The sequence below is a fragment of the Terriglobia bacterium genome, assembly GCA_020073185.1.
In the GTDB taxonomy this organism is placed as follows: domain Bacteria; phylum Acidobacteriota; class Terriglobia; order Terriglobales; family Acidobacteriaceae; genus JAIQGF01.
This window is the reverse complement of sequence record JAIQFT010000006.1, coordinates 87,088-105,172: the sequence shown is the minus strand read 5'-3', so window position 1 is coordinate 105,172 and position 18,085 is coordinate 87,088. Positions and strand designations below refer to the sequence as shown.

General features: G+C 62.1%; 21 protein-coding genes. 8 read left to right on the top strand and 13 right to left on the bottom strand.

From position 1 onward, the window contains the following. Positions 1 to 56: 56 nt before the first annotated feature. Both LAN64_03075 and LAN64_03070 read right to left on the bottom strand, forming a co-directional pair. A complete protein-coding gene (locus LAN64_03075) occupies positions 57 to 482 on the bottom strand; it encodes a nuclear transport factor 2 family protein (GenBank protein MBZ5566815.1) in 426 nt (141 codons plus the stop codon). Between the two features lie 229 nt (positions 483 to 711). Beyond that, the gene (locus LAN64_03070; protein MBZ5566814.1) at positions 712 to 1,434 is read right to left on the bottom strand and encodes a hypothetical protein; all 723 of its coding nucleotides are present in this window, start codon (positions 1,432 to 1,434) and stop codon (positions 712 to 714) included. Positions 1,435 to 1,670: 236 nt separating this feature from the next. Between LAN64_03070 and LAN64_03065 the strand changes: the two genes are divergently transcribed. After that, entirely contained in the window at positions 1,671 to 2,447 is a 777-nt protein-coding gene (locus LAN64_03065; protein ID MBZ5566813.1) for a Crp/Fnr family transcriptional regulator, read from the top strand. Positions 2,448 to 2,535: 88 nt separating this feature from the next. Here the strand turns inward: LAN64_03065 and LAN64_03060 are convergent, their stop codons facing one another. The 4 genes from LAN64_03060 to LAN64_03045 all read right to left on the bottom strand — a co-directional run bounded on the left by LAN64_03060 (position 2,536) and on the right by LAN64_03045 (position 6,030). After that, entirely contained in the window at positions 2,536 to 3,432 is an 897-nt protein-coding gene (locus LAN64_03060) for a tetratricopeptide repeat protein (GenBank protein ID MBZ5566812.1), read from the bottom strand. 337 nt (positions 3,433 to 3,769) lie between these two features. Then, positions 3,770 to 4,957 (bottom strand): MFS transporter, encoded by a 1,188-nt coding sequence (locus LAN64_03055; protein MBZ5566811.1) that lies wholly within the window; start codon positions 4,955 to 4,957, stop codon positions 3,770 to 3,772. Positions 4,958 to 5,008: 51 nt separating this feature from the next. Next, entirely contained in the window at positions 5,009 to 5,362 is a 354-nt protein-coding gene (locus LAN64_03050; protein ID MBZ5566810.1) for an ROK family protein, read from the bottom strand. Further along, positions 5,308 to 6,030: an ROK family protein gene (locus LAN64_03045; protein ID MBZ5566809.1), complete on the bottom strand. Its 723-nt coding sequence runs from the start codon at positions 6,028 to 6,030 to the stop codon at positions 5,308 to 5,310. The genes LAN64_03050 and LAN64_03045 overlap by 55 nt, the downstream gene beginning before the upstream one ends. Before the next feature lie 288 nt (positions 6,031 to 6,318). Between LAN64_03045 and LAN64_03040 the strand changes: the two genes are divergently transcribed. From LAN64_03040 to LAN64_03025, 4 genes are all read left to right on the top strand, one after another. Then, on the top strand, positions 6,319 to 8,010 hold the full coding sequence (locus LAN64_03040; GenBank protein ID MBZ5566808.1) for a HAMP domain-containing histidine kinase: 1,692 nt from the start codon (positions 6,319 to 6,321) through the stop codon (positions 8,008 to 8,010). Further along, positions 8,011 to 8,691, top strand: coding sequence for a response regulator transcription factor (locus tag LAN64_03035; GenBank protein ID MBZ5566807.1), 681 nt, complete (start codon positions 8,011 to 8,013; stop codon positions 8,689 to 8,691). Between the two features lie 28 nt (positions 8,692 to 8,719). Beyond that, positions 8,720 to 9,601, top strand: a complete 882-nt coding sequence (locus LAN64_03030; GenBank protein ID MBZ5566806.1) for a serine/threonine-protein phosphatase — start codon at positions 8,720 to 8,722, stop codon at positions 9,599 to 9,601. Between the two features lie 77 nt (positions 9,602 to 9,678). Continuing rightward, positions 9,679 to 10,143, top strand: coding sequence for a hypothetical protein (locus LAN64_03025; GenBank protein ID MBZ5566805.1), 465 nt, complete (start codon positions 9,679 to 9,681; stop codon positions 10,141 to 10,143). Positions 10,144 to 10,147: 4 nt separating this feature from the next. Here the strand turns inward: LAN64_03025 and LAN64_03020 are convergent, their stop codons facing one another. Both LAN64_03020 and LAN64_03015 read right to left on the bottom strand, forming a co-directional pair. Further along, a complete protein-coding gene (locus LAN64_03020) occupies positions 10,148 to 10,669 on the bottom strand; it encodes a DUF421 domain-containing protein (GenBank protein ID MBZ5566804.1) in 522 nt (173 codons plus the stop codon). A 205-nt stretch (positions 10,670 to 10,874) separates the two neighbouring features. Further along, positions 10,875 to 11,726: a hypothetical protein gene (locus LAN64_03015; GenBank protein ID MBZ5566803.1), complete on the bottom strand. Its 852-nt coding sequence runs from the start codon at positions 11,724 to 11,726 to the stop codon at positions 10,875 to 10,877. 310 nt (positions 11,727 to 12,036) lie between these two features. On the opposite strand from LAN64_03015, the gene LAN64_03010 reads away from it, so the two are divergent. Together LAN64_03010 and thiO are read left to right on the top strand one after the other, a co-directional pair. Then, complete coding sequence (locus LAN64_03010; GenBank protein MBZ5566802.1) at positions 12,037 to 12,531, top strand: hypothetical protein; 495 nt, start codon at positions 12,037 to 12,039, stop codon at positions 12,529 to 12,531. 233 nt (positions 12,532 to 12,764) lie between these two features. Further along, the gene (gene thiO / locus LAN64_03005) at positions 12,765 to 13,820 is read left to right on the top strand and encodes a glycine oxidase ThiO (GenBank protein ID MBZ5566801.1); all 1,056 of its coding nucleotides are present in this window, start codon (positions 12,765 to 12,767) and stop codon (positions 13,818 to 13,820) included. Here thiO and LAN64_03000 read toward each other — a convergent pair. From LAN64_03000 to LAN64_02990, 3 genes are all read right to left on the bottom strand, one after another. Beyond that, complete coding sequence (locus LAN64_03000) at positions 13,813 to 14,313, bottom strand: hypothetical protein (GenBank protein ID MBZ5566800.1); 501 nt, start codon at positions 14,311 to 14,313, stop codon at positions 13,813 to 13,815. The genes thiO and LAN64_03000 overlap by 8 nt on opposite strands. Positions 14,314 to 14,322: 9 nt before the next feature. Next, a complete protein-coding gene (locus LAN64_02995; protein MBZ5566799.1) occupies positions 14,323 to 14,625 on the bottom strand; it encodes a YtxH domain-containing protein in 303 nt (100 codons plus the stop codon). Positions 14,626 to 14,792: 167 nt separating this feature from the next. Next, positions 14,793 to 15,521: an SDR family NAD(P)-dependent oxidoreductase gene (locus LAN64_02990; GenBank protein ID MBZ5566798.1), complete on the bottom strand. Its 729-nt coding sequence runs from the start codon at positions 15,519 to 15,521 to the stop codon at positions 14,793 to 14,795. Between the two features lie 301 nt (positions 15,522 to 15,822). Here LAN64_02990 and LAN64_02985 point away from each other — a divergent pair, with 301 nt between their 5' ends. Beyond that, entirely contained in the window at positions 15,823 to 17,118 is a 1,296-nt protein-coding gene (locus LAN64_02985) for a hypothetical protein (protein MBZ5566797.1), read from the top strand. A gap of 67 nt (positions 17,119 to 17,185) precedes the next feature. Here the strand turns inward: LAN64_02985 and LAN64_02980 are convergent, their stop codons facing one another. Both LAN64_02980 and LAN64_02975 read right to left on the bottom strand, forming a co-directional pair. Further along, positions 17,186 to 17,464 carry a histidine kinase gene (locus tag LAN64_02980; GenBank protein MBZ5566796.1) on the bottom strand — a complete coding sequence of 93 codons (279 nt, stop codon included), beginning with the start codon at positions 17,462 to 17,464 and terminating at the stop codon, positions 17,186 to 17,188. 33 nt (positions 17,465 to 17,497) lie between these two features. Further along, positions 17,498 to 18,073: a CvpA family protein gene (locus LAN64_02975; GenBank protein ID MBZ5566795.1), complete on the bottom strand. Its 576-nt coding sequence runs from the start codon at positions 18,071 to 18,073 to the stop codon at positions 17,498 to 17,500. Positions 18,074 to 18,085: the final 12 nt, after the last annotated feature.

Below are 18,085 nucleotides of genomic sequence, written 5' to 3'. Positions count from 1 at the left end.
CGCGACAACCGGCGGCGGCAACAGTAACGTGTCGTATTTCATCGACACGACGCGGCTTACTCCATCTTGGTCATCTGCTCGTACAGCAGCTTCCAGGGGCCGCCGCGCTTGACCCAGATCTCGGCCACTGCCACCTTGTCGCGCATCGGCTGGCCAGTGGTCTTGCCGCTGAATTCCGCCGTGTACATCACCAGCGCGGCGGCCGCCGCAATCGGCTTCACCTTGAAGTCGGTGAGCGCGTACTGCTCCAGATCGACCTGGTCAATTTCGGCTACCTCCGCCATCTTGTCGCGCGGTCCGGCGCCATCATCTTCCACGGCGATGAAGTCGTCGGTCAAGATCGCGGAGAACGCCGCCTTCCGCTTCAACTGGTAATCCGCCCACGCCTGCCGGACTTTGGCTTCCAGCGCGGCGGCCAGCGGCGTCCTTACCCTTGCTGGCACAGGCTTCTTCTGCTGCGCCAATCCGGTCGCGATTAGCATGCAACAGAGGCACGACAGGACAGCCAACGATTTCCTCATTTCGGCGCTCCCTGCGGCAGTGCGGCAGACACTACCCAACCGCGCCGGCAAAGTCAACGCGCCCTGCCCTTTCGCCGATTGTGCAGCGCCAGAAATGCCCAGCGCCGGCATTCATTCCGCCGCGCGGGAAGTCCTCTCTGAGGCGAACCGATTGCTGTCAGACGCGTGTCAATAGGCAGGAAACGTTAACTCATTTGCTCGGCAGAGGAGCAGTGGTGCGAACGGAGAATTCGACGCCGCGCTCTTCATTGACCTGGCGGGTCACGTCCAAGTCGAGGTCGGCGAGCGAGATTTTGCGCGCGCGCGTTTCCGAAAATACCCACAGCGTCTGGCCGACAACCGCGTAATTGTGAATCTCCACGCGGTGACCGTCGCGGTAGACGAGCACGGTATTCGGCTCGGGCGCTTCCTGCCTAGGGCGTGTTGCGGGAATGGGCCGCGGTGTGTCGGTCGGCGAATTCAGAGCATACTGCTGACGTTCGGCTTGCGCCGCCTGCTGCTGCTGGAGTTGGTTCACCTCACCCTGCAGGCGATAGACCTCGTTCTGAAGCCCTGTGTCGCGCTCCTCCATGTATGCCGGTTGCACGGCACTATCGCTATAAACGAAGTCGCTCTGCAGGCCGAGGGGGTAGTAAGGATAGATCGTATACGGATAGGTATAGGGGTACGCGTAGGGGTACGCGAGCGGGAACGAAGTGAAGGAGCGGCGGTGATGGAACGGGCGCGGATTGAAGAAGACGCCAAAGCCCGGATTGTGTCTGAAGGCGATGCCGCCGCGCACTGCCATGCGGCCGTTCGATCGTACGCCGTTCGATCGTACTCCGATGGATGCGCCGGCGTGCGGCGAAGAGAAGCTGCGGCGCTGCGCGCACACCGGGATGGCGATGGAAATCAGAAGCGCGGCTGTTACCATGGCGCGCCGCATAGTCGAATTATAGCGCCATTCTAGACACAACCGCACTTTTCTCCGGCCCCGTTTTGGGACGGACTAAAATTCTCTCTCGCAATCCGCTGGAAGTGGGCGTAATGTTACCCATAATCTAACCCTTGACTGAGCAGGCAGGAAGGCACGGGATTGGGAAGGCTCATTCAAGACCAACAGTCGCTCACCTGTGGAAACATCTAGCCAGTACTCGGAGAGGTACGAGTATGCGTCCGGTGGCCAACCATGCAGCGACTCAGAGCGAGAGAGACGCTGAAGCAAAGAACATCACCTCATTTAGCGATTTGCCGCCCAGCATTCAGCAGGAATTGGAGCAGATCAGTTTTCCGCTGCGTTATCCCGGAGGGAGCAAGCTGTTCGTGGACGGCGAGCCGCCGCGTGGGGTGTTCATCCTGCGCAACGGACGGGTAAAGCTGTACGTCTGTTCGGGCGAAGGCAAGACATTGATCTTACGGATGGCCAAGAGCGGCGACGTGCTGGGCATTCCAGGAACGCTGGCCGGCCGGCAGTATGAGGTGACCGCGGAGACGGTGGGGCCGTGCGAGGTCGCGTTCATCAAGCGCGATGCCTTCCTGCGGCTGATGTACGCCCACAAGGAACTGTGCATCGCCGTCGCCCACGAAGTCACGAACAACTACATCGGCGCCTGTCAAGAGATCTGCTGGATCGGGCTGTCGCACTCCGCCGCCGAAAAGCTGGCCAACCTGCTGCTGGAATGGCCGATGGTGAACGGCGACACCCCGAGCCGCATGAAGTTCGTCTTCCGCCACGAAGAGGTAGCGCAGATGATCGGGACCTCACGCGAGACGGTGAGCCGCCTGTTCACCGAATTCAAGAGAAAACACATCGCCGAACTGAACGGTTCCACGCTGCTGATCCGCAACCGGCCAGCCCTGCAGGCGATTGCCGCGGGCGCCCCTTTGTCCGAGCAAAACGGGACCGACGGTCACTCAGACAGCCACTTCCACCCCGATGGCGTGTAAGCGCTTGGCGATCGCATTCTTGGCATAGCCGATCATCTCCGCGCGCAGCGAGTGAGTTGAATGCTCTTATCGGTTTCTGGGCAGAAGTTCAGGACAGCTTCTTCTTTGCGATTGGCCGAGCGAAGGCGTTGGTCGGGTTGTGATTGTTGATGGCCAGGACCTTGCGGTAGTAGTCCACGGCTTGCGCTTTGTCGCCGGACTTTTCATACGCCTGGGCGAGCAAAACGAGGATGAACGGATCACGCTGATTTCCCTTCAGCAGGCTGGCGACCGCGGCCTTGTAATCGCCGAGGTAATAGGCGACGTAACCCTCGAGATAGGGGAAGAAGGGCGCCTGCTCGGGATTGGCGCCCTTGTCGAGGATGGCCTTGGCGGCGGCAACATGCTTTTCGGCTTCGGCGCGCTTGCCGCGGCGGGCAGCGATGCGCGCCTGAGCGTGCTCCCAGCGGAAGTTCCACAGATCAACGCCGGCGGGCTTGATGTCGGTCTGTTTCAGGCCGGCGGCGTGACCCTTCTCGTACCAATTCTGCGCGTTGTCAAGATCGCCGGATTCCAGGTAAATGCGCGCCAGCTCGTTGGCGATTTCGCCGGCGTTGAAGAAGTTTCCCTTGGCAATGTACTCATCGTAGAGCGGCTGCTCGTAGCGGGCGGCGTCGGCGGCCTTGCCTTCGAAGGCGTAGGAAAACGCCATGTTGCGCTGGGCCTGCGACTTCTTTTCCGTGGGAGCAAGATCGATAGCCTTGGCGAGGTGCTGGCGGGCTTCGTCGTACTTGCCGTCGAGATCGAGAACGATCCCGGCGCCAAGGTGGGCGTCGTAGGAATTGGGGTCGGCCTGCAGGACCTGGGTGTAGAGGGCGAGCGCCTGGTCCTGGTGGCCTTCGCTGTTGAGCTTGCGTGCCTGCTTGATGAGTGCGGCGGGATCGGACTGTGCCAGAGCGGCGGTGCAGAGGAGGAGAAGCGCAGCAAGAGTTCTCGTGGTTTTCATGGGAGCGGAATTATGGCGGGGAGGAGGAGGAAATGCAACTTGCGGCAGACGAGGGCGGGCGAAAGTGGTGAGAAGGGGATGCATGGCCAGTTGCGAACCGCGCCGCGTTGCGGCAGAAGAAAGTAGCCCGTCAATATCGACTCGACGAGTCGGCCAGATCCGAAAAGGTATGTCAATAGACGACTGGCAGACCCTGTATTCTGAGCGGATGCCAATGGCTAAAGCTGCGATCCTCGACGACTCGCCGTCAAACACGAAATCAGCTTGAAAGCTCTAGGCTTGATGGCGCAGTCAACTACGGAGCCGAGGAGTTACGACCGCGCCAGCACTGCCGGGTTCATCGGTGTAATCCGTCGCTAAGATTTGCCCCATCCCGCGCCCGGATCACCAGCAGGAGCGCGCAAATCATAACTGCCCCGCACAAGGGCATAGCCATGCCTGCGCGGAAGCCGACCGAATGCGACAGATGGCCGATGCTCCAGGGGAAGACCATGCCTCCCGACAGACCGACGGCAAACAGCACGCCGAACACGGTGCCGGCAAAACCGCGGTAATGATTGCCGGCCATCGCCAGCATGGTGGGATAAATGGACGCGAAGGTCAGCCCGCCCAGCGCAGCTCCCAGCGCGAGCCCTAGAATGGAGCGCGCGCTTACGAGAATCGCCATGCTGGCCAGCGCGCCCAGGGCGCTGCCCAACACCAGTTGGTCCTCGCGAACGACGCGAAGCAGGCGGCTGGCGCCAATTCTGCCGAGCATCATCATGGCCTGAAACAGTGCCAGCACCAGGGTGGCGGTGCGCACTCCGGCGCCCATGGCGCCGGCCCACGTGGAGGTCCAGCCCAGCAAAGCGGCTTCATTGCCCGATTCGAAAAACAGCAGGAACGCGAACAGCAGCATGCCGGGATAGCGCACCACCTTGCCGGCTTCACGCAGGGAGAATCCGCTGGCCTCGCGCGCTGGGGGAAACGCGAGCAGCAAGTAGGAAACCATGCAGGCGGCCGCAATCACGGCAGCGGCGGCCATCACCCCCGTGATGTGCTTGGCTCCCGCCACCGCCGCCGCCAAGGGAACCAACAGCGCGCCGACGCCGAAGAAGACGGCCAGCAGGTTCAACCGGGCGCCGCGGTCGTCTGGGAAAATGTCGGAAACCAAGACGTTGGTTGCCATGTTCAGGCCGCCGCCGCCGATGCCGAGCACAACGCCGAATACCAGTGCCATCGAATAGCCGGCGACGACGACGAACCCCGCCAGCGCCAGCGTGGCAAGAAATGCGGAGACGACCAGCACTAGCTTGTTGCCGTAACGGTCAATCAGCGGCCCCGCCGCCACGGTCGCCAGGAAGACACCGAACAGCAGCAGGGTCTGCAGGTTCCCCTGGCGAACCATGTCGCTCACGTCCAGCCGGGCGCGCGATTCCGGCAAGCCAAACAGGGTGCCCAGCAGAACCATCACCACGCCGAAAACCAGCAATCCCCCGCAGGCCGACAGGAATAGAGGAGCGCGGCGCAGGGTGTCATTCGGCACGGGAGATTCGGGCATGAGAGAGGTCAGATGTCTGCCGGTCTCGAGTTCGGATTATCTTGTGGCCGCGTGTGCCCCGGCGTGCTTCTTCTTAACCTTTGTAGCCGAAACCTGGTGAGGGTCTTCATAGGAAGCCGGCGGAGACGCCGCCGCGTTGGCTCCCCGCCACGCCAGATAGCCGGCGCCGTGGAGGTTGGCATCTTCTCCCAGGCCGCTGATGCGGATGCGTGCCAGGCGCGCGGACATCGGAAAGCAGCGTGCCAGGGCGGTGTGCGTCAGTTCGTCCCAGAACAGGTCGCTGGCCGACGCCAGGCTGCCGCCCAACACCACCACGTCGGGATCGAAAAGACTGATCAAGTTGGCGACCGCCAGTCCCAGCAGCTTCCCGGCGCGGCGGTAGAGCTGCAGACGTTGCCGCGGCGGGCGAGTTCAGCAACGTCTTCGGCGGTGAAGGCGTCCCCATCGAACTCAGCGAGTTCTTCGCCAACCCCTGTCTGCATCGCTTTCTTGGCGGCGCGAACGATGGCCGGCTCGGAAACAAACGCTTCCAGCCCGCCGAATTTGCGCACCTCGAACCCGTCGCTATCGCAGACGGCCATCCAACCCGCCGCGCCGGAGAGATCGTGCGCACCACGCAGCAACCGGCCCCCACAGATGATGCCGGCGCCAACGCTGGCGCCGACGGTGAGGGCAATGACGTTGTTGCGGCCGCGGCCCGCCCCGCGCCAGGTTTCGCCCAGCACGGCGGCACTGCGGTCGCTGACTACGAATATGGGGATTCGGAGCTTGGCTTGAAGTAAACGAGCGAGGGGAACTTTATCCCACCCCGGAACGTATCCGGTGCAGACCGTGCCATCGCAGCGAACCAGCCCGGCGACGGCGATCCCGGCGGCGCAGAAGCGGGGCTTCCCGTTGGACAGCTCGTCGGCGATGCGTGCGATCTGCTTCACCGGCGCCTGGGTTGCGGAAAGATCCAGGGATTCCGTCCTGCGCGCCAGCACCTTGCCGTCGCGGTCGAGAACCGCGGCAGATAGTTTGTTCGCCCCGATATCGGCAACGAAAACGGCTTCAGCCATTGATGGCACCTATGTCTACGGACCGCCTGCTGAAGCATATCAGCGACAGAGCGCGAAAAGGCACATGCTTTCTTGGCGAATACGCGGCGATGTCCAAGTTGGGACGGGGCGCAGCGGCGGACGCACATCCCGGCAACGTCCCACCGGCAGGGCTGAGAAGGCCGATGCGGCCGACGGACGGAGTAAGTTTAACAATTTTTTACTTCTTTTTACTTCGATTTCACATCTGCGAGGACCGAATTAGCTATTGTGTGAACGCTTTGGGGACAGGTGGGAGGTACATCAGCGATGGCAAAACGACCGCGTGGCGAGCGAATGAGGCTGCTGGTCACACTGGGATTCGTGGTGTTTCCGGCGGCGGCGCTGATTGGCTTTAGCGTGCTGCACTTGCGCAGCATCCAGCGCGACAAGGCGATCGAGGCGGCCATCCAGCGCGACTTCCAGCACATGATGGCAATCACGGAAAAGCGCCTGGCACGCAAGTCCTACGAGATGGTAGACGAGGTCCAGCCCAAGGTTCCCTGCGCGTTCGATTCGGCGGCTGGAAGCAAGCTGGAGGCGATCCTGAAAACGCATCCCTATGCGGCGCACGTCTTCACCTGGGCCAAAGGGAAAGGGACGGTCGTGCGCTCGCAATCGCGGCATTTAAAAGCGGCCGAGGTCGGCGCCGAGGGCGAAAAGCTGGGCAGCATGATCACCGGGTGGTTCGACCTGGAAGGCGCGTCGATCTTGGAAAAGCTGCACAAAATGCAAAGCAAGGGTGAACGACCGTATGCCACCTACCCGGACTCGGTCACCCGGGACGGCAAGCAGGTGTATGAGGCGTTGGTGTTCTTCCCGGTCAATGAAAACAACAACGCCATCGGCGGCATGGTCTTTGATCCCGATTATCTCCAGGACAAGCTCTTCCCCGAAATGATGAACGCGATGATGGCGGAGAGTGAGACCGACGCAAAAAGCAATAACAATGGGCACTCGGAGGCGGTGATGATGATTCATCAGCCGAAGGAGCCACCGCTGGCGGCCTGCTCCGATTGGGACGGCGGCACTCCGGAGATGGAGCGCAAGCTGGAAGCGGGCTTTCCCGGGCTGATGCTGGCCATGAAATTCCGCGGCACCACGGTGGAGGCCATCGGACAAAAATTCTTGCGCACCAGCTTCCTGGTGCTGGGAGGGTTGTCACTGCTGCTGGCGGCCGGGATCGTGCTGACGTATCGCGGCGTAAAAAAAGAAGTGGAACTGGCGAAAACCAAGTCGGATTTCGTGTCGAACGTCTCGCATGAGTTGCGGACGCCACTGGCCCTGATCCGCCTGTATGCCGAGACCCTGGAGCTGGGACGCGTGCCCAACCCGGAGAAAAAGCAGGAGTATTACTGCACCATTCGCAAGGAGAGCGAGCGGCTGACGGCGCTGATCAACAATATCCTTGACTTTTCGCGCATCGAGGCGGGACGCAAGGAATATGACTTCCGCGAAACCAACCTGCCGGAACTGGTGCGCACCACGCTGGATTCGTATCGCTACCAGATCGAGCAGCACGGATTCAGGTTCGAGGAACACATCGCCGAGGACATTCCGCCCGTGCTAGTGGACCGCGAAGCGATTGCGCGCTCGCTGCTCAACCTGGTGAACAATGCGATCAAGTATTCGTCGCAGGACCGGTACCTGGCGGTGAACCTGAAGCGCATCAACGGATCGGTGAAGCTGGAGGTGGTGGACCACGGGATCGGAATTCCTCGCGACGAACAGCCCAAGATATTCGAGAAGTTTTATCGGGTTTGCGATCCGCTGGTGCACAACACGAAGGGGAGCGGGTTGGGGCTGTGCCTGGTGCGCCACATCGCGCATGCCCACGGCGGTGACGTGTCGGTGGAGAGTACGCCCGGCCAGGGCAGCAAGTTCAGCCTGGTGCTCCCGGTGTCGCCAGCGGTGGTCGCAGCGAGCGGGCCTGACATGAAACAAGGCGTGGGGGTGGCGTAAATGAGCAAGATTCTGATCATCGAAGACGAACCCAACATGGTGGCCGGGCTGAGGGACAACTTCGAGTTTGAGGGCTACGAGGTGGTAGCGGCGTACGACGGGGTGGACGGACTGGAGCGCGCGCTGAAGGAGTCACCCGACTTGGTCCTACTCGACGTCATGATGCCGAGGATGAGCGGACTCGATGTATGCAAGCAGCTCAAGGCGAAGCGGCCGTCCATGCCGATCATCATGCTCACCGCGCGCGGACAGGAGGTGGACAAGGTGGTAGGACTGGAATTGGGAGCAGACGACTACGTCACCAAGCCATTCAGCATTCGCGAACTTCTGGCGCGCACCAAGGCGGTGCTGCGGCGGGCGCCGCACGCCGGCGCGAACGGCGACTGCATGGGGTTCTCCGATATTTCGGTGGACCTGAAGAAATGCCGGGTGACGCGCCGCGGCAAGGCCGTGGAAGTGTCGGCGAAGGAATTCGAGTTGCTGAAATATTTCATCAACCACAGCGGCGAAACCTTGAGCCGCGACCGTCTGCTGGGCGACGTCTGGGGCTACGAGCGCTTTCCGACCACGCGAACCGTGGACGCACACATCGTTCGCCTGCGGCAAAAGCTCGAGCCCAACCCCGAGCAGCCGCAGTTTTTCCTTACCGTTCATGGTGTGGGGTACAAGTTCGTTGGCTGACGCGTGAGAGCCACGCTGGAGAACAAGGATGGCAAGCAGCGGTTATAACCATGCGCCTCAGGACGACCCTTACTTGATGGTGAACGCGGGTGCAGGGAAAAAGCGCGCTAAGGGTCCGTCGAAGGCCGAAGATCTTGAACTGAGAGTTGCCACGCTGGAGCGCGAACGCCGCGAGATCCACCAGGAATTGTTCGAAGCGGCGCAGGTGCAGCGGCGGCTGAGCGGGCCACGGCAGTTGCTGCGTGGGCGCTTCGAGATCGCCAGCGAGATATTCCCTGTCCGGCACCTTGCGGGGGACTTCGTGAGCGCGACGGACATCGGCACGCGGACCTGGATTGCGCTCGGCGACATCTCCGGCAAGGGTCTGGCGGCGGCGATGTGGTTCACGCACCTGGTCAGCCTGATCCGCTGCCTGGCGACGGCACATCAGCGCCCGGCAGCGGTCATGCGTGAACTGAATGAGGATTTGTGCGGATTGCAACCGGCGATACCGTACACGTCGATTGTCCTTCTGGTTCTCGATTGCGAATCAGGGCAGATGGAGTACTGCAACGCGGGACATCCGGCGCCGCTGGCGCTGCGGCGCGCCGGCTCGGTGGAGAAGTTAGAAGCGGGCGGGCCATTGCTCGGCGTGGTGAGCGGCGCGGCGTACGAATCGGCGCGCGTCGAGCTTTGTCCGGGCGACCTGCTGCTGGGCTGCACCGATGGCGTCTTGGAGTGCCGCAACGCGGCCGACGAGGATTTCGGTCATGTCCGCCTGGTAGGAGAAGCGCGCGAGCATGCGAAGGAGTCGGCGCAGGCCGTGCTGTTCTCGGTCCTGGGCGCGGTGCAAGACTTTGCCGGCGAGAAGCCGCGACATGACGATGTCAGCCTGCTGGTGATCCGCCCGGCGGAAGAGTTCCGCGCCTGAGCGCGACGACCATGTGGTTGAAAGCGACAATTCGCACTGCCGGGTACGCACCGGAACCGGTTGCCGGACGCAGCCCGATGTCTCCCGACGAACCGGACGAGCGGTTGATCCGGCAAGCGGAAGGCGGAAACGCGCAGGCGTTTGAGAAACTCTCCACGCGCTACGACGAGGCGATCCTCGCCTTGCTGCTGATGCTGACGTCATCGCAGCAGGAAGCGCTGGAGCTCTGCCACGCGACGCTGATCGCCGCATATCAGGGACTGGCGCGGCGCAAGACCGAGTCGTTGTACATCTGGCTGTACCGGCTGGCAGCCGCGCAGTGGCTGGAGTGGGCGAAAAAGGAAGCTGCTCGTACGCAATCGGCGGCGGAGACCGTGGGGCAATTGTCGGCCCGCGAACGGCTGGTGTTCACCCTGAAAGCGGACCAGCATCTGGCGCTGCGGACCGTGGCGCAAATCCTGGACGCTTCCGAAGAGACGGTTGCGCGGACCTTCAGCCGGGCAGTGTGCAAGCTGCAGTTATCGGCGCGAAAAGCGGGCTGAACCGTTACTGATTCTTGCGCAGGAATTTCAGGCGCTTGTGCGGCTGGGCGGCGGCAGTGATGTCGTCGTACTTCAGCGCGCTGATGGAGCCGTCCACCTCCAGGACGGCGAGCGCCACATCGCCCAGGTCGCCGATGCCGTGCTCGCGCAGCGCGCGCATGAGTTCGTCGTGCGAGACGTGCTCACGCGCCAAGTGCGACTCGAGCACTTGGCCGTTGTGTACCAGCAACGTGGGCGAGCCCTCGATGACACGCCGTAAACGTCGGTCCTTACCGGACACTTCAGCCACCAGATAATTCACCACCAGCAGGGTAGCGGCGGCGACGATGCCGCCGAGGAGCGAAGTGTCGGGGCCGGTCATGGCGTTCTGCACCGCGTTGCTGATGAGCAGCAGGAGCGTGAGGTCGAACGGGGTCATCTGGCCGACTTCGCGCTTGCCGCTGAGACGAACGCCGATCAGCACGACCAGGTAAATGACGAGTGTGCGGGCGACGATCTGTAGGAGAACCGCGTAGCCGGGGTACATGAGTGGGCACTTTCGAGTTGTGAGTGCAGGCCTTCGAGGCCGAAACATTAAACCGCAGGACGCAAAGTACACAAAGGACAAAAACGCCACGGATTTCACGGATGCACACGGATCGAAACCGAAATGGTCGAGCCGCGTTGACGCGTAAGATCCGTGGCTTCCTCTGCAGCCTTGGCGTTCTTTGCGGTCCAGGGTTTTCAGATCGTTACTGCTTCACGATCGGGACCGGTGCGCCCTTCGGCGTGCTGAGATAGCCAGTCACTTTGTTCTTCTCGGTCGAGAGGACCACGACTTCGTACAAGTTGCGATCGCGTCCGGAGTAGAACTGGAGCGGCTCGAACAAAGTGCGGTCTTTCTTCTCGATGGTGCGGTCGTCGGCCATGACGTTGAGGGTGTACTTGCCCTTCTTGGCGTCCACTTTTTTCAGTTGCAGGCTGATGGTGGATACCGGAGTGGGGTGCCTGCCCTTCTGCAAACTGAATTCGTAGATGTTGCGATCGCCGCGGTGCTTGAGCGTCTCGAGGTCCTCACGCGTATGAGCGATCAGACCGCTCTGCACGCCGAGGTCGCCCATAACGCGCTCCAGCTTCGACTTGGTAGCTTCCAGGTCGGTGCGCGTCGTTGCGATTTCGGTCTTGGCGCCGCCGAGCTCGGTTTTGACGCCGGCCACTTCCCCGCTGACCTGCTTGGTCTGCTCGCTCAGCCGCTGTTCGGCCTCTCTCTGCTGGCGCTGAAGGGCGGCGGAACGCGAGGCGATGTCCTTCTGCGTCATGCCGACTTTTTCAGCCAGGACCTGTTCGGCCTGGCTGGCGGCCTTGAGGCTGGCTTCGGTGATGCCGAGGCGTTTCAGGAGCTGGGCGTTTTCCGCTTTCGCGGCGGTTTGCGCGGCTTCCAGCTTGTCGATGCGGCCGCGGGAATCAAAGATGAAATACAGCGAAGCAATCACGTAAACGATGGCGATGCCAAGCAGCACGTTGCGCAGCATGCTGCCGTTGGAGGAGGTCTCGGTATCCGGGTTATCTGCTGGCGAAATAATTCGGCCGTCTTCTTCGGACATAAGTCTCCTGACTGGCGATGAAGGCCACCTGCATTCTTCAGCAGAAACCCAGGGAGTGTCAATGACGGGAGCCGCGGGCTGCCAGTTCCGCGCTGGAGCGCATGGAACAGCGGGTACGGCACGAGCTTAGGGCTCCAATTGCAGGTCTTATGAGCAGGAGATTACCCCGGAGAAAGGGGCGCAAGCGCTGGGCACATAACAGACTCGGTTTCGACCTCCAGGGGAGGACAACCGAACTCCAACGGTTGGAATCTACACGCTTAGCGCGCCTCAAGCTTCGGTCATGAGCGGAGTAACTTGGGAGGCCAAAGTGAGAGAGCTAAGGATCATCGCCGTCCTACTAATCGTGCTGGCTGTGCTGCCGGCGAGTTTGGGAGCGCAAAACTCGCGAAGCTCGCCGAAGCAGGGAGCGGGCCAAACAGTCAATCCAGCCGCACAGGTAAGCGCACTGCGGATCATGTCGCCGAAAGCGGGAGAGCATCTGCGACAAGACTATGTCAACGTGCAATACGAGTTGAAGAACGACGCCGCGTCGGCGGCGGGGATGCCGACCTTCCGAGTGAAGCTGGACAGCCAGGACCCGGTCACGACCAGCGCAACCAACTACACCTTCAATGGTCTTAAGCCGGGCCCGCACACGGTGATGGTGCAGTTAGTGGACGCCAACGGCACGCCGATCACGGGTGCGGAAGGCGAAGTCCAATTCATTGTGCCGCAACCATCGCCGGGCCCGGGAGCGGCGACCGCGGCGCATGGTGGGCTGCTGAAGGAAATTGTATCGGCGATACACATCAGGCCAAGGTAGATCTCCCAGATCGTGCCAATGAGGTTTGATTTGTCCTGCTGGCGGGAGATTCGCCACCCCGGATTTCTTGAGCGGGTGCGCGTCCTCGAGTTCCAGAGCCGCCGCCTCACCCAAGAGGCTGGCGGTGTTTGCCAAGCTCGTGGGCGAAGACGAGGCGCAGGCGCAGAGGTCGGCGGGCAACGCATTAGTCCGTGGAAAAGATCCTATTCAACACGGCACAGTAGAATGTCCCGGTGAAGACTTGGGATGCCATCATCGTCGGCGGCGGGATTATCGGAATGTCGCTGGCGTATTCGTTGAAAAAGCACGGAACGCAGGTGCTGGTGGTGGAGCGCGGTGAGCCTGGACGCGAGGCATCGCATGCGGCGGCCGGAATGCTGGCCGATCTCGATCCGCACACGCCGGAAGCGCTCCGACCGATGGCGACGGCCAGCGCGCGGATGTATCCCGAGTTCGTGCACGAGCTGCAGGACGAGTCCGGCAGCCGCGCGGACCTGCGCGACGACGGCACCATCTACTTCCCCGACCCGAAGGCCACGCTGGGGGCCACCGCCGCCGAGATGACCGACGGCGAGAAGCTGAAAGCACTGGAGCCATGGCTGAGGTACACCGGAGTTGCGGTGTCGCTGAAGGAACGCAGCGTAGATCCGCGGGCGCTGATGGCTGCGCTTCTGAAAGTGGCCAAGCACCGCGAAATCCAGATCGCCTCCGGCAGCCCGGCTACGGGACTGATGCTGAACCACGGAGCCGTCGTGGGAGTAAAGACCGCAAGAACCGAGTTTTACGCACCCGTTGTCGTGAACTGCGCGGGCGCATGGGCGAGCGCATTCGGTCCGGGACGCACGCCCACCAAACCCGTTAAGGGGCAGATGCTGGCGCTGATTCCGTCGCGCCGCAACCTGCTGCGGCACGTGGTGCGCGCGCCGACGGTGTACCTGGTGCCGCGCAGCGACGGGCGCATCGTGGTGGGTTCGACGCTGGAGGATGCTGGCTTCGACAAACAGGTCAATCCGAACACCATTCAACACCTGCATCAGAAAGCGGCGGAACTTCTGCCCGAGCTTGGACAGGCGCGGATATTGGAAGCGTGGGCGGGCTTGCGGCCAGGCACGCCGGATGGATTGCCGATCTTGGGTCGCGGAGACGTGGAGGGATATTTTCTGGCCACGGGCCACTATCGCGACGGCATCCTTATGGCGCCGATCACGGCGGTGGTTGTGACGCAGTTCATCCACGGAGTGCAGCCGGAGTTTGACCTGAAGGAGTTCGCGCCAGAAAGATTCAGATAAACATCTCGTCCTGCGGCTGGCCGGCGTGATGGCGCGAACGGCGGCCCAGCAGCGCGCCCAGGCCGGCGGTCAGGCCCTGCACGATGCCGGCGATCTGGCGGACGGGCGAGATGACCGTGTGGTGGACGAGATCCGTGGTCTCTTCCACGCGATCCATGGTACGCGTGACAAGCTCATCGGCACGGATGACGTGCAGGCGGGTGCGGTCCACGACATCGTTCACGGTCGCGTCGAGCCGTTCCAGTTGGCTCTTGATGGTAGCGGACGAGGCGGCGGCGTTGGCCACCAGTTCCTCGATCTTTGGCTTGGTGGTTTGCAGCAGCGACTGCGCCGCATCGAGGGTAGGAAGCGCCCGGCGCTGGACTTCTTCGGCCAGTGCCTGCATGCGCGCGGAACTCTTCTTCACGGCGGCAAGGATCGCCAGCAGGATACCGATCTGCAGCGCCAGGGCCACACCGATTTCAAACAGCAGAACCGTGAACCGTGTTTCCATAAGGGGCGCTTATACCTTCGATTCACCTTCGGCAGTGGCATCGCGATAGGCCTGGCGGCCGGCTTCGTACGCCGACTTGAACTGCTCTTTCTGCTGGTTGAGAACTTCGCGTCCCTTGTCCACCCACTCGTTGGCCTGGTTGCGGGCACGCTGCGCCCGCTCCAAGACCAGGTCGCGTCCCTCCTCCGCCCTGCCGACCAGGGTTTCGCGGGTTTCGCGGCCCGACTTCGGAGCGTAGAGCACGCCGATGGCCGCGCCGATTCCAAGACCGGTTAAGAACCAGAGAAAGCTGCTTCCGTCTCTGTCCGACATGAGAACCTCCCGGGGTGTTCCTGAAACACCCGATGTTAGCATCCGTGGCAGTTAGCAGCAAGCGGCAAGCGGACACGGCCGAATTCGGAAGTCAGAGGCGGTCCTTGGGGTAAATTGCATTCCCTACTCTCACTTCTGACTTTTTGGCTTCTGACTTCTGACTTTCCTCACGGCTTCTGGGCCGGGCGGAGGACGACCTCGCTGGCGAACGATTGCGGCGCCTGCGTGACCAGCATGGCGACAACGTGCGCGACATCGCTGGGGCGCAGCATTTTCAATGAATCCTTGCCGGGGTGCGGGCTGAGCTCGGATTGCGTGCTGCCGGGACACACGACGCTGACGCGGATATCGTAGCGACGAAGCTCCTCGGCGACCGAGTAGCTCAACCCGTTCAGCCCCCATTTCGACGCGGCATAGGCGGCGCCGTTGGGCAGCGGATTTTTGCCGGCGATGGAGGAGATGTTGATGATGTCACCATGGCCGGCGTTGATCATCATGGGCGCGAACGAACGGATGGTGTAGAAGACGCCGCGCAGATTGGTGTTGACGATGCGGTCCCAATCCTCCGGCGGGAGCTGATGCAAGGCTCGGGAGAAATCGCCGACGCCGGCATTGTTCACCAGGATATCAGTGTGGCCGAAGGTCTTGTCCACCCGGGCGGCGAGCGCTTCCACCGAGCTGAGTCGGCTGACGTCGCAGACCACGGCCTCGCATTGTCCGCCGGCGGAGGTGATGGCCTGCGCCGCCGCGTCCAGCGTTTCCTGCGAGCGCCCGCAGATAATGGTAGTGGCGTCCATCTGCGCCAGCCGCTGCGCAATCGCGCGCCCTATGCCGCGGCCGCCGCCGGTGACCACGGCGATCTTGCCGGTGAGCGGCTTCGTTCCATCGTTTGTCATACGTGTCTCCTCGAATTACGCGCGGGAGCGGCGCCCGGCGCGGCACCTCCGCCGACCGGGAAAGCCGCATTAAACCAAGCGGGAGAGTCTATACCCAATACGTAACTTGCCTTTGCACGCGGTACATTCTTATAATCCCTGCCTCTGAGCGTCCTGCTGTATAGAAGCAGAACCAGGGCAGGTGGTGGTAAGAAGTTGCCGTTCCGGGCCCGGGCACGTGCGCCTCGACGCGTGCCACCCGCGTGCCGGTTTGTGTGCGTGGAGAGACGTGGCAATTTTCCCAGGAATCCGAAGGAGCCCTATGAAGAAGTTGCTCATGTTGCTGGTGCTTGTTCCTGCCGTGCTGGGCATGATACAAGCCGGCGCGCAAACCGCGTCTCAGCCGTCCGGCCAGGCGGCCCCAACCGGACCGACCATCAAAGACCCCGCTGAATACAACGCTTACGTGACGGCCCTCAACCAGACCGATCCGCCCTCCAAGGCGCAGGCGCTGGAAACCTTCCTGCAGCAATACCCGAACAGCATCGTGAAGGTGAGCGCGCTGGAATTGCTGATGGCGACCTACCAGCAGCTCGGGAATGCGCCGAAGGTCACGGACGCGGCAAATCGCGTGCTCCAAGCCGATCCCAACAATCTGCGGGCGCTGGCGCTGCTGACTTACATCTACCGACAGCAGGCGGAGGCCGGCGGCGCCAATGCCGCGCAGATGCTGCAACAGGCGGCGCAGTATGCGCAAAAGGGAATGCAGGCCATCCAAAGCGCGCAAAAGCCGAACGAAGTCACCGCGGCGGACTGGGAGAAACTGAAGGAGCAGACGCAGGTGATCTTCGCCGGCGCGGCCGGCATGGCGGCGCTGCAGCAGAAAGACTATCCCGGCGCGCAGAAGTATTTGACCATCGCGGCGCAGGCGCAGCCCAATGATCTGCGCAACGTCTACCCGCTGGCGCTGGCGTATCTGCAGCAGAAGCCGCAGGATGTACGCGGGCTGTGGTACATCGCGCGCGCGGTAAACCTGGCCGCGGGTTCACCGGCGCAAGCGCAGATCGCCGCCTATGGCAAGCGCGCCTACACCGTCTATCACGGCGGTGACGATGGCTGGGACCAACTGGTGGCGCAGACAAAGACCACGGCCGATCCCCCGGCGGGATACTCCGTAAAACCCGCACCCACGCCGGCCGAGCAAGCGGCAAATTTGGTCAACACAAAGCCCGTCGGGCAGATGTCGTTCGATGAGTTCCAGTTGATCCTGACCGCGGGCAATCAGCAGGCTGCAGAGAAGGTCTGGAACGGGATCAAAGGTCAAGAGATCGCGTTCGAGGGCAAGGCCATCAGCACGACGAAGAGTTCCCTGATGCTGGCCGCGACCGTGGACGACATTCAGAACAACAAGGCCGACGTGGAATTGATGTTTGAGGCGCCGATTACGGCTAGTTTGATGCCGAAGGAGGGTGCAATGGTGAAGGTGCAAGGCGTGCCCGTGAGTTATGACGTAAGCCCGTTCATGATCCACATGAATAAGGGCGTGTTCATTGGGGCGCCGGCTAAGAAGACTCCGCCGGCGCGCAAACCTCCGGCTCGGAAGAAGCCAGCGCATTAGTTTGATCAACTGCAGTGAGAGAGTGGGCACGGTGTAATGCCGTGCCCCTTTGTATTGAGCCCACGGGTCAGTGGGCGGCCTTCTTCTCCACGGCAAGCGGACGGGCGCTGCGCGGTGGACGCCGCGCGCCGTCGCGCAGGCTGCGGACGTCCACCTTGAGTTCGGCGATGGTGCGAGAAAGCGTGTTGCGGTGCATGCCCAACTGGCGGGCAGCCTTGCACTGATTTCCCTGGTTCTCTAAAAGGACAGTCAGAATAAATCGCTTCTTAAACTCTCGGACGGCCTCGGAATACAGTATGCCGCTCTTGTACATCTGCATGACCAGGGATTCCAGTTGGTCTTTCACGGTACATCTCCTTTGATGACTGTCCGTTCGTTCTTATTTAGCCGGGACCGCGGACGGTCCGGGCGCGGCCGTTCCATTCGCCGCCGGCGCCACACCCCTGCGAATGTTGGCGATGGCGTCCATGCCGGCACGAAATTGTTGCCGTACCTGCGACGGTGCGACCCAGACCGCTGCCCGCGCCAGCACCAGCAGATACGGCGCCGTGCGCGAACGCGCCAGCAGGCTCGAACCGGGGGAGAATGAAGCCAGCGCTAGAACGAAGACCATAACCAGGGCCACGCCTCGCGCCAGTCCGAACATCCCTCCCAGTACGCGGTCGAACCAGCGCAGCCCGGCTTCCTTCATTCCGAAACGCGCGATCCGCCCGATACAGCCCGCCAGCAGGACGACAACCACAAAAATCGTCAGAAAGGCACACAGGTCGGCCACCCACGGCGTCTTCGCGTACGGCATATACCAGGGCGCCACCTGCCGGTATCCCCACGCCGCAAACAAATAACCTGCCACCACTCCGGCGAGGGAAAAAACTTCGTACATGAACCCTTGCGCGGCCGCGACCAGCACAGAAAACAAAACGACGGCGATAATCAGCCAATCGGCACCAGTCATGCGGAATCTTTC

What these genes read in the sequence shown, in the direction of transcription:
- LAN64_03075 (MBZ5566815.1), bottom strand. Translation starts at nt 482, where the DNA reads ATGCTAATCGCGACCGGATTGGCGCAGCAGAAGAAGCCTGTGCCAGCA.
- LAN64_03070 (MBZ5566814.1), bottom strand. Translation starts at nt 1,434, where the DNA reads ATGGTAACAGCCGCGCTTCTGATTTCCATCGCCATCCCGGTGTGCGCG.
- LAN64_03065 (MBZ5566813.1), top strand. Translation starts at nt 1,671, where the DNA reads ATGCGTCCGGTGGCCAACCATGCAGCGACTCAGAGCGAGAGAGACGCT.
- LAN64_03060 (MBZ5566812.1), bottom strand. Translation starts at nt 3,432, where the DNA reads ATGAAAACCACGAGAACTCTTGCTGCGCTTCTCCTCCTCTGCACCGCC.
- LAN64_03045 (MBZ5566809.1), bottom strand. Translation starts at nt 6,030, where the DNA reads ATGGCTGAAGCCGTTTTCGTTGCCGATATCGGGGCGAACAAACTATCT.
- LAN64_03040 (MBZ5566808.1), top strand. Translation starts at nt 6,319, where the DNA reads ATGGCAAAACGACCGCGTGGCGAGCGAATGAGGCTGCTGGTCACACTG.
- LAN64_03035 (MBZ5566807.1), top strand. Translation starts at nt 8,011, where the DNA reads ATGAGCAAGATTCTGATCATCGAAGACGAACCCAACATGGTGGCCGGG.
- LAN64_03030 (MBZ5566806.1), top strand. Translation starts at nt 8,720, where the DNA reads ATGGCAAGCAGCGGTTATAACCATGCGCCTCAGGACGACCCTTACTTG.
- LAN64_03025 (MBZ5566805.1), top strand. Translation starts at nt 9,679, where the DNA reads ATGTCTCCCGACGAACCGGACGAGCGGTTGATCCGGCAAGCGGAAGGC.
- LAN64_03020 (MBZ5566804.1), bottom strand. Translation starts at nt 10,669, where the DNA reads ATGTACCCCGGCTACGCGGTTCTCCTACAGATCGTCGCCCGCACACTC.
- LAN64_03015 (MBZ5566803.1), bottom strand. Translation starts at nt 11,726, where the DNA reads ATGTCCGAAGAAGACGGCCGAATTATTTCGCCAGCAGATAACCCGGAT.
- LAN64_03000 (MBZ5566800.1), bottom strand. Translation starts at nt 14,313, where the DNA reads ATGGAAACACGGTTCACGGTTCTGCTGTTTGAAATCGGTGTGGCCCTG.
- LAN64_02995 (MBZ5566799.1), bottom strand. Translation starts at nt 14,625, where the DNA reads ATGTCGGACAGAGACGGAAGCAGCTTTCTCTGGTTCTTAACCGGTCTT.
- LAN64_02990 (MBZ5566798.1), bottom strand. Translation starts at nt 15,521, where the DNA reads ATGACAAACGATGGAACGAAGCCGCTCACCGGCAAGATCGCCGTGGTC.
- LAN64_02985 (MBZ5566797.1), top strand. Translation starts at nt 15,823, where the DNA reads ATGAAGAAGTTGCTCATGTTGCTGGTGCTTGTTCCTGCCGTGCTGGGC.
- LAN64_02975 (MBZ5566795.1), bottom strand. Translation starts at nt 18,073, where the DNA reads ATGACTGGTGCCGATTGGCTGATTATCGCCGTCGTTTTGTTTTCTGTG.